1 pseudogene is annotated in these 226 nt (G+C 67.7%); it reads left to right on the forward strand.

Annotated elements, in window-relative coordinates:
- A pseudogene (locus GV790_RS30445) lies at nucleotides 1-194 on the forward strand (hypothetical protein); the annotation flags it as partial.
- Between the last annotated feature and the right edge of the window lie 32 nt (nucleotides 195-226).

The raw sequence follows: 226 nt of genomic DNA on the forward strand, positions 1-226 counted from the left end.
AACTCGTCCGCTACCTGACCTGGTTCGTGCTGCTGTCCGGGGTCTGCGGCATCATCTACGCGGGCGGCAAGTTCGCCTGGGAGAAGTGGACCGGAGGCGGTCTGGAGTCGCCGAAGATGGTCGCCGGCGCGATGATCGGCGGCACGGTCGCCACCAGTGCGGGCACCATAATGAATGCCGTGCTCGGCACCTGAATCCCCGCGGTCGCGATGCCGGCCTGAGCCGG

The sequence above is a fragment of the Nocardia cyriacigeorgica genome (genome assembly GCF_010858045.1).
In the GTDB taxonomy this organism is placed as follows: Bacteria; Actinomycetota; Actinomycetes; order Mycobacteriales; family Mycobacteriaceae; genus Nocardia; species Nocardia cyriacigeorgica_E.